This is a genomic window from Armatimonadota bacterium (assembly GCA_023511795.1).
In the GTDB taxonomy this organism is placed as follows: Bacteria; Armatimonadota; UBA5829; order DTJY01; family DTJY01; genus JAIMAU01.
Window position 1 is genome coordinate 25,330 of sequence record JAIMAU010000022.1, and the last position, 7,992, is coordinate 33,321.

Sequence of the window (7,992 nt, forward strand, 5' to 3'; positions counted from 1 at the left end):
CGAAGCTATGGATTCCCTATTTGAAAAAGCTATTGAAACTGGCAATCTAAGCAGAGAAGAGATTATCAGCCTCTTATCGCTTGATGAAAAGGAAAGTATAGCTCGCCTTTTGGCAGTTGCTGATCAGGTGCGGAAAGAAGAGTGTGGCGATGATGTCCATATTCGAGGATTGATAGAATTCTCGAACATTTGCATAAGGAATTGCTTGTACTGCGGACTGAGGCGAGAAAATAACAAAGTCAGAAGATATCGCATGAGCATAGACGAAGTTGTTGAGGCCGCAGTTAAGGTTGGAAAATATGGCGTTGGTACTGTAGTTCTCCAATCCGGTGAGGACCCCTGGTTCACGGCCGAACGAATGGCTGAAATTATTCAAAAAATCAAATCCAAGGTGGTTTGCGCTGTTACCCTCTGCATTGGCGAGCGTTCATCGGAGGACTACCGGATAATGAGAGAAGCCGGCGCAGATAGGTTCCTTCTTCGACACGAAACAGCGAATCCGGAGTTATATAGGCGGCTTCATCCCGATATGTCTTTTGTGAATAGATTGTGTTGTTTGAATAATCTGCGCGAGCACGGCTATCAGGTTGGCGCTGGAAACATAGTTGGTTTGCCAGGTCAGTCTGTGGCCGACCTAGCAGATGATGCGCTCTTCGTGAAAGAATTGGATGCAGATATGGTTGGAATTGGCCCTTTTATTCCCCACCCCAACACACCACTAGCCAACTATCCTAGCGGGAGCCTTGATATGAGCCTAAAAATGGTTGCTGTTGTGCGAATCGTAACGCGAAATGCTCTTATACCTGCAACCACAGCAGTGGGAACAGTCGACCCATTTGGACGAGAAAAAGCTCTAATGGCTGGCGCAAACGTTGTTATGCCAAACTTCACTCCACTCGAGTACCGCGTTCACTATGAGATCTATCCTGCTAAGAAGTGCATTACCGAAGATCCACAGCATTCTTTGGCGGATATACGTGCTAGGATTGAGTCAATTGGCAGAAGGGTGGCTACTGGACCAGGGCATTCACCAAAGAAGAGACTTTAAAACCCAACTAGTTCTTTGAGTCTTTTTGCGTTTTGTACCGCAAAGCCTTTATAGTCATTATTAAAGTATACATAGACGTCCACATTCTCAAGCATTCCTTTTACTTGTTCAGCCCACCATTCAAGCATTGGTTCTTCATAGTTGCCTTCGGTTTCAATGCCGCCGCTATGCATGCGAATATAGGCGAAAGGTGCTGTCGCTTTGATAATCCGTGGCAAACCAGGGGCACTCATAATGCAATAACCTACAGAATACTCTTTCAACAAATTAAAAACTTCATCTATTTGCCAAGTAGGATTGCGGAATTCCATCACGTGTCGGAGGTCATTAGGGAGTAATTCAAGGAAGCTCTGAAGTCTTCCCAAATCTATTTTAAAACTTGGCGGAAGCTGGTACAAAATTGGGCCTAGCTTTTCACCCAATCCACGTGCATTGTTAATTATTCTTTCCAGTGGTTCTTTAGGATCTCTTAGTCTTTTTTGATGAGTTAAGTACCTGCTTGCCTTGACTGCAAAAGTAAAACCATCTGGTGATTCGTTTCGCCATTTTTCGAAAGTCTCGCGCTCCGGTAGACGGTAAAACGAAAAATTAATTTCTACTGTATCGAAATATTGGGCATAAAACTCAAGCCATTTCTTACTAGGCAAGCCTTTCGGATAGAAAACGTCCACCCAGTGGTTATAATTCCATCCTGATGTGCCAATATATGCCCGATTCTTCATAGTGTCACCTTAAACCAATTTAAACCATGCATATTGGCGTATATAGCTCAGGGCGGCGACCTTCACGTGGCATTTTAGGTTCAAGCTGAATTTTTGCGCGAACTATCTCTTCTTCCGTTCCACCCCTTGCAATAATATTGCCATTTGGGTCAAGAATCATGCTATTGCCAATGCAAATAAGATTATTGTCTTTGCCAATTTTATTTGCCCATATGACATAACATCTCCCGAATTTTGAATTGGCTGTTAGAACGATTTCCCATGACCGCATTGTATCTTCAATCTTGTCTGGGCTAGAGAGACCTACACTTGGCATTAACACGATTTGTGCGCCTTTTAGGTCAAGGACTCTTATGCTTTCGATGTGGAAAGCGTCATAGCAAACTAGGATTCCAATTCGCCCTAGACTTGTTTCAAATACAGAAAGCTCATTTCCAGGTGAAAACCCTGCTTCAAGGTCAGCTTGAAATAAGTGAACCTTTCTGTGTTTTCCAACAATATTTCCATCAGCACCAATCAGCACTGCTGTGTTATAAATCTTTTCACCTTCACGTTCGGCGAGACCGAAACATATCCACGCATTTCTCGTAACCGCTATCTGGGATATAATCGTTGTTAGAGGTCCAGGGACAGGTTCTGCAAAACGCTTCATATCTTTGCCAAGCCAATAGCCTGTAAAAGAAATTTCCGGCAGCACAACTAAATCAGCTAAATGGGCTGCTTTGTCAAGCAAGTGAATTGCCTTATCTGTATTGTGGGTTTTATCGTACATTTCCGTGGCGTACTGTACCGCAGCTACATGTATAGGAAACATCTCTTCAAACCTCCGGGATTAGTCGCTGTAGACAAATGGATGCTATTATCGCTTTTACTCAGACCACCATTATCCTTAAACACTATATCTCTTGCTTAAAATTTTCCCAATCAGAAATTAGGAAAAAAATTATTTTGACGAATGTTTAAGTTTTTCAAAGTAGGGTATTTATTTTGTGTACCCGAAAGTGCCCCCGGTACTTTGAGTTTTGCCAGGCTAGACCACGAGCCTTGCAGTTTGAACCTGGCTGGAAACGGCTCAGGAACTGACTGCAAGGTTGTCCGTAGGGAACCCTAACCTCCGTATGGAGGAAACTCCATACGGGGTGGTAAGGAGACCGAAGGGCACGTCGTGATACGAAAGCGCCGCCGCCTGCCTACGCGATAGCATCAAGAGGCAAGGAGCGTCGCGTAAGTTAAACGGCGACTGTGCTAAGGCCTGGCATTTTTTATCTATAAAAAGCAAGCGCTTGTTATTAAATGTTAACACCTCCCAAATCATAAAGTTGCATTGACACCGTCTTCTTACCTACCTAGAATTTTCTATGTTTCCTTTTTGGAGGAGAAGGTGAGATGAAGGTCTTTTGGCTTGCAATGCTTACCGCAATTCTTTGGGGTATAACGCCTGTACTTGATAAGCTGGGTTTGGAAAAAGCAACACCACATGCCGCTTTAACTATTAGGACTATTGTAATAGCCATTGGATTAATGGTGTTCTTGGGTGCTTCAGGTAGTTGGAGCGAACTAATTACAATTGATAGGCGTTCTGTAATGTATATAATCCTTGGTGCACTTGCGGCAGGACTGATTGGCCAGCTGGTGTATTATTACGCTTTAAAAGCTGGTGAAGCCGCATGGGTTGTGCCTATAGCGGCTACTTATCCGCTTGTAACTGCCGCTGTGGCTGTCGTCTTTCTCAAAGAACCTGTTACACCCGGTAAAATCCTTGGCGCTGTGCTAATTGTGCTCGGTATTCTGGTGATAAGGCTGGACCAAGTATTATGGCCAAGGTAGGTGCAATTATTGTCAGAAAGTGCCGTGTTTTATTACATTAAGCTTAGGGCGACCACGGATGGCGGCTAGTGCTCATAATTCGCTATTATCAGCAGTGATATGATGATTAAATTGATTCACATCTAGCCAATTCCAATGCTTTCAAAGATGCCTTAAGTGCTTGGAGGCCGTCATAACCCGAAGGCAAATCAATCAACTGTTCCTGTGTAATGCTCTTGGCGAATAGGGAGTACATCTTGTCGAAAGCCTTTGCAGGTGAAGTAATTGTCTTGCGGAAGCATTCATTTTTGCTGTAAAGGCTAAACTCTCGCCTGTTTTCCTGGCCCTCAATGCTACACTGTAGATTTGCATAGCTTATCAAACCTTCTGTTCCTATTAAGTCATGCCGCAGATTAGCTTCGTGCGCAGGGGTATTATGTGTATACGCCCAACCCTGCTCAATTATAAACAATACGCCATTTTCCATTTTACCTGTAGCTATCACATGGTCGGGGTTTGGGTAATCCTCTATATGTGTGCCTATGGCATGAATTTCGGCAAACTCTGATTTGCTAAACCATCGGCAAAGGTCGAAGTGGTGGATTCCACAGTCAACGATTGGGCCCAATCCAACGGTTATCAACATTCTATAGCGGTCTTTCCCTGCCCACCGGCCACCCATCCAATTTCCAATTCCTCGAATTACTTTTAGCTCACCAATTGCACCTTGGTCAAGCAGTGCTTTCATCTGCGGCATCGGTTCTGTGTGGCGTAGCTCGAAATTGATGGCAAATAGGCGTTTAGCTTTTTCCATCGCTTTAATCATTTCTTCAGCAAGCTCAACGCTTTGTGCGATTGGCTTTTCGCATAAGACATGCTTGCCTGCTTCTGCGGCATCCAATACTACAGGATGATGCTGGTCGAGGGGAACAGCAACTCCGACGGCGTCAATATCGTCACGCGCAAGAAGGTCTCGATAATCGGTATATATAGCCGCAACTTTGTACTTTTCAGCTAGTTCCTCAAGTCTTGCTTGATTTAGGTCAGAGAGTGCAACAAGTTCGATTTCTTCGCAATTTGATATCGCTGGTATATGTCCATAGCAGGCTACAGTCCCACATCCAATCATTCCAATCCTAACTTTTTCTGCCATAAAGGCCTCCAAAACCCAGCTTATTTTAAAACCCAGAGTTATAAGTTACTTCAATTTACAAAAGTTTCTTCGTATGATTCGAAACTCTAAGTCTTTCTTAGTATAGCCAACCTCTCGGAGGAGTGCATGTGCCTTATCAAAGTCTCTAACTAATTCGAAAGGTGAATGCGCATCTGCCGTTACAACAACCGAAATACCTCGATTGATGCAACCTTTTAGAATTGAAAGCGATGGGTATTGTTCCTTGCATGGTCTGTGCCAACCAGAAGTATTTAATTCGACAACCATTTCCGAATCGGCAATTGCGTCCAATGTCGCCGAAATCTCCTTGCTAAGGTCGACCGAAGCATGGTGTCCAAATTTCTTTGTTAGGTCGAGATGCCCGGCAATGTCAAATAAACCGCTTTCCGCCATTTTTCTAACGCTTTTCCAATAGCCACGTATTATTTCATTTCTCTGTTCTTGATTTAGGGTATCCCACTTTTCAGCGGCTTCGTCAATTGGGAAGTCGCCAAAAAAGTGAACCGACCCTATTGCATAGTCGAAAGGATATTTGGCAAGTACATTGCGGATGACATCTTCCGTTTCAGGGAAATAGTCCATCTCGATGCCCAGGCGGACGGTTAGGTTGCCGGTTGCTTTTTTTGCGGCTGTTTGCACTTCTTCGACATAGACTTCAAGCATATTTGGAGGGATGCTCCAGGTAATTAGAGAATTGTTTGGATGTATAACACAATGGTCAGATATTCCTAGCTCGTCTAGTCCCAACTTGCTTGCCCAAAGGACAAAGTCGGCTATCTCACCTTCTCCATCGCTCCAACGTGAGTGTGTATGATATGATGTTCGCATGTCTATTAGTTTAACATATTGATGAAGTCTTCAGCAAACAGTTGCATTTAGCCTAAAATGGTGATACGCCATTATTGAATGTTAATTGGATGTTGGGAGGTTTAATTGGACAGGCGCTTGTTTAGATTCTTTTTCTTTCTTGGAGTATTTATGTTTGGGGGGTTAATGATGGCTGGCAAGACATCTGCTGTGCCTAAAGCTGATTTTTATGTTTCCACATGTGGGAGTGATTTGTGGTCAGGGACTCTTCCTGCGCCAAATGCGATGTACACCGATGGGCCATTTGCTTCAATTGAGCGCGCCCAAAAAGCCGCTCGGATACTTAGGAAGAGGGACCCGAAATGCTCAGTTAAGATAATAATTCGGGGCGGCACTTACTGGTTAGATAAACCTCTTGTTTTCAAACCAGAAGATTCTAATACAATATATGCCGCTTATCCTGGCGAAAAGCCGGTGTTGAGTGGAGGAAGGCAGATTACTGGTTGGAAGAAGGCGAAGGAAAAATTATGGAAAGTTGAATTAGCGGAAGTTAAGGCGGGTAGATGGTCTTTCAGGGACTTATATGTTAATGGCGAGCGACGTAGACGTCCTCGACTTCCTAGAGAGGGTTTCTTTCACATCGAAAAGCCCATCTCGCCTGAGGTGAAGGATGCATTTATTTACCCCGAGGGGAGTATTAGGCCATGGAAGAACTTAGACGACGTTGAGGTCATTGTTTTTAACGCTTGGGACGAGCTTAGGTTACGGATTGCTAGTATAAATGAGCAGACGCGAACAGTTAATTTTACAGGTTCAAACAATTGGCCCTTTGGTGCATGGGGACAAGGTTCTAATCGCTTTTATATAGAGAATGTTTACGAAGCTTTGGACGAGCCTGGCGAATGGTATCTTGATCAAAAGGAGGGAATACTTTATTACTATCCGCTTCCTGGCGAGAGTATGTCGAAGGTTAAGGTTATTGCCCCTATTCTCGAGGAGCTTGTGATAATTGACGGCGATGTTGAAAATCAGAAATGGGTTAATAATTTAGTCTTTCGTGGATTAAGCTTTCAATATACAGGATGGCACTTGCCAGCGCAAGGGCATATCCCTATCCAGGCGGAGTATTCTGTTGGCGTGGTTCTAGTAGCAAATGGCGCACAATCATGCGAGATACTCGACTGTGAGTTTACCCATTTAGGCAAATATGCCATCCATTTTGGTAGCGGTTGCAAGAACAATAAAGTCGCTGATTGCCATATCTATGATATGGGTGCAGGCGGGATAAAGATAGGTTTGCCAACCAACAACTTAAAGGATTCGCAGAAAACAGAAAATAATGTGATATTGAACAACCACATCCACGACTTGGGTAAAACATACCTTTGTGCGGTTGGCATTTGGATTGGTGGTAGTGGAAACAATCGCATTGCCTATAATCACATACATGACTTAAACTACTCAGGCATATCTGTTGGTTGGACCTGGGGTTATGGTCCAAGCCTTGCGGTCGGAAATGTTATAGAACACAACCATATACATGATCTTGGCAAGGGCCTCCTAAGTGATATGGGTGGTATATATACGCTAGGAGTTTCTCCAGGGACTGTACTTCGGAATAACCTTATTCATGATGTTGTCTCCTATAGCTATGGCGGGTGGGGAATTTATTTCGACGAAGGAAGCACCGGCATTATTGCAGAGTGCAACATAGTTTACGATTGCAAGAGCGCTGGGTTTCATCAGCACTATGGTAGAGAGAATATTGTTCGAAATAACATTTTTGCGTTTGGAAAAGAAGCACAAATTCAGCGCACCCGGGCGGAGGGACACATCTCCTTTATTTTTGAGAATAACATTGTCTATTGGACGGAGGGCAATTTATTTGCCGGCAACATGAAAGATGGAAGTATCCAATTTGATAAGAACATTTATTGGAATGCAAGTGGGAAACCGGTTGAATTCCCCAAAGACTGGAAGGAACGTGGTTTGGATGTGCATTCCATTATCGCTGACCCACTGTTCATGAATCCCGAAAAACACGATTTTCGACTTAAAAAGGAGTCACCTGCATTCGCCCTTGGTTTCAAGGAGATAAAAGACGCTGGAGATTAAACTGAACTGGCCTTGATGATTCGGAAGAATTGTCCAAAGTTGATTGAAAATATAATTCACGGTACGTTTTCGACTAATGATAATTTATCTTTCTGACTTTGACAAGCAGGGTTGTAAAGAGAAAACACAGGCCTTAACTAAGGCGGTACTTACTAATGACGGGTCTAGAACGCTTTTTAGGTATAATGGAATATCAACCAGTTGACAGGGTGCCAAACCACGAACTTGGCGTTTGGCCTCAGACGATTGAGAGATGGCAGTCCGAGGGCATGCCAAGAGATGAGCTGAAGTTTGACTGGTTTGCAGGCGAGCCGTATTTT

7 protein-coding genes are annotated in these 7,992 nt (G+C 43.8%); 3 read left to right on the forward strand and 4 right to left on the reverse strand.

Annotated features, from left to right (window positions below):
- The first annotated feature begins 7 nt into the window (after window positions 1-7).
- Window positions 8-1,048 (forward strand): [FeFe] hydrogenase H-cluster radical SAM maturase HydE, encoded by a 1,041-nt coding sequence (gene hydE / locus K6T99_11965; protein ID MCL6520534.1) that lies wholly within the window; start codon window positions 8-10, stop codon window positions 1,046-1,048.
- Here the strand turns inward: hydE and K6T99_11970 are convergent.
- Both K6T99_11970 and K6T99_11975 read right to left on the reverse strand, forming a co-directional pair.
- The gene (locus K6T99_11970) at window positions 1,045-1,770 is read right to left on the reverse strand and encodes a DUF72 domain-containing protein (protein MCL6520535.1); all 726 of its coding nucleotides are present in this window, start codon (window positions 1,768-1,770) and stop codon (window positions 1,045-1,047) included. The genes hydE and K6T99_11970 overlap by 4 nt on opposite strands.
- A 19-nt stretch (window positions 1,771-1,789) precedes the next feature.
- Window positions 1,790-2,584, reverse strand: coding sequence for a carbon-nitrogen hydrolase family protein (locus K6T99_11975; protein MCL6520536.1), 795 nt, complete (start codon window positions 2,582-2,584; stop codon window positions 1,790-1,792).
- A gap of 572 nt (window positions 2,585-3,156) precedes the next feature.
- On the opposite strand from K6T99_11975, the gene K6T99_11980 reads away from it, so the two are divergent.
- Window positions 3,157-3,597 (forward strand): EamA family transporter, encoded by a 441-nt coding sequence (locus tag K6T99_11980; GenBank protein ID MCL6520537.1) that lies wholly within the window; start codon window positions 3,157-3,159, stop codon window positions 3,595-3,597.
- A gap of 106 nt (window positions 3,598-3,703) precedes the next feature.
- On the opposite strand, the gene K6T99_11985 is transcribed toward K6T99_11980, so the two are convergent.
- Both K6T99_11985 and K6T99_11990 read right to left on the reverse strand, forming a co-directional pair.
- Window positions 3,704-4,729 carry a Gfo/Idh/MocA family oxidoreductase gene (locus K6T99_11985; GenBank protein MCL6520538.1) on the reverse strand — a complete coding sequence of 342 codons (1,026 nt, stop codon included), beginning with the start codon at window positions 4,727-4,729 and terminating at the stop codon, window positions 3,704-3,706.
- A 45-nt stretch (window positions 4,730-4,774) separates the two neighbouring features.
- Window positions 4,775-5,578 carry a histidinol-phosphatase gene (locus K6T99_11990; GenBank protein MCL6520539.1) on the reverse strand — a complete coding sequence of 268 codons (804 nt, stop codon included), beginning with the start codon at window positions 5,576-5,578 and terminating at the stop codon, window positions 4,775-4,777.
- 105 nt (window positions 5,579-5,683) lie between these two features.
- On the opposite strand from K6T99_11990, the gene K6T99_11995 reads away from it, so the two are divergent.
- Window positions 5,684-7,672 carry a right-handed parallel beta-helix repeat-containing protein gene (locus K6T99_11995; GenBank protein ID MCL6520540.1) on the forward strand — a complete coding sequence of 663 codons (1,989 nt, stop codon included), beginning with the start codon at window positions 5,684-5,686 and terminating at the stop codon, window positions 7,670-7,672.
- The last annotated feature ends 320 nt before the right edge of the window (window positions 7,673-7,992 follow it).

Excerpts from the sequence above, each read along its gene's own strand:
- K6T99_11980 (MCL6520537.1), top strand. The coding sequence starts at position 3,157 with ATGAAGGTCTTTTGGCTTGCAATGCTTACCGCAATTCTTTGGGGTATA.
- K6T99_11985 (MCL6520538.1), bottom strand. The coding sequence starts at position 4,729 with ATGGCAGAAAAAGTTAGGATTGGAATGATTGGATGTGGGACTGTAGCC.
- K6T99_11975 (MCL6520536.1), bottom strand. The coding sequence starts at position 2,584 with ATGTTTCCTATACATGTAGCTGCGGTACAGTACGCCACGGAAATGTAC.
- hydE (MCL6520534.1), top strand. The coding sequence starts at position 8 with ATGGATTCCCTATTTGAAAAAGCTATTGAAACTGGCAATCTAAGCAGA.
- K6T99_11970 (MCL6520535.1), bottom strand. The coding sequence starts at position 1,770 with ATGAAGAATCGGGCATATATTGGCACATCAGGATGGAATTATAACCAC.
- K6T99_11990 (MCL6520539.1), bottom strand. The coding sequence starts at position 5,578 with ATGCGAACATCATATCATACACACTCACGTTGGAGCGATGGAGAAGGT.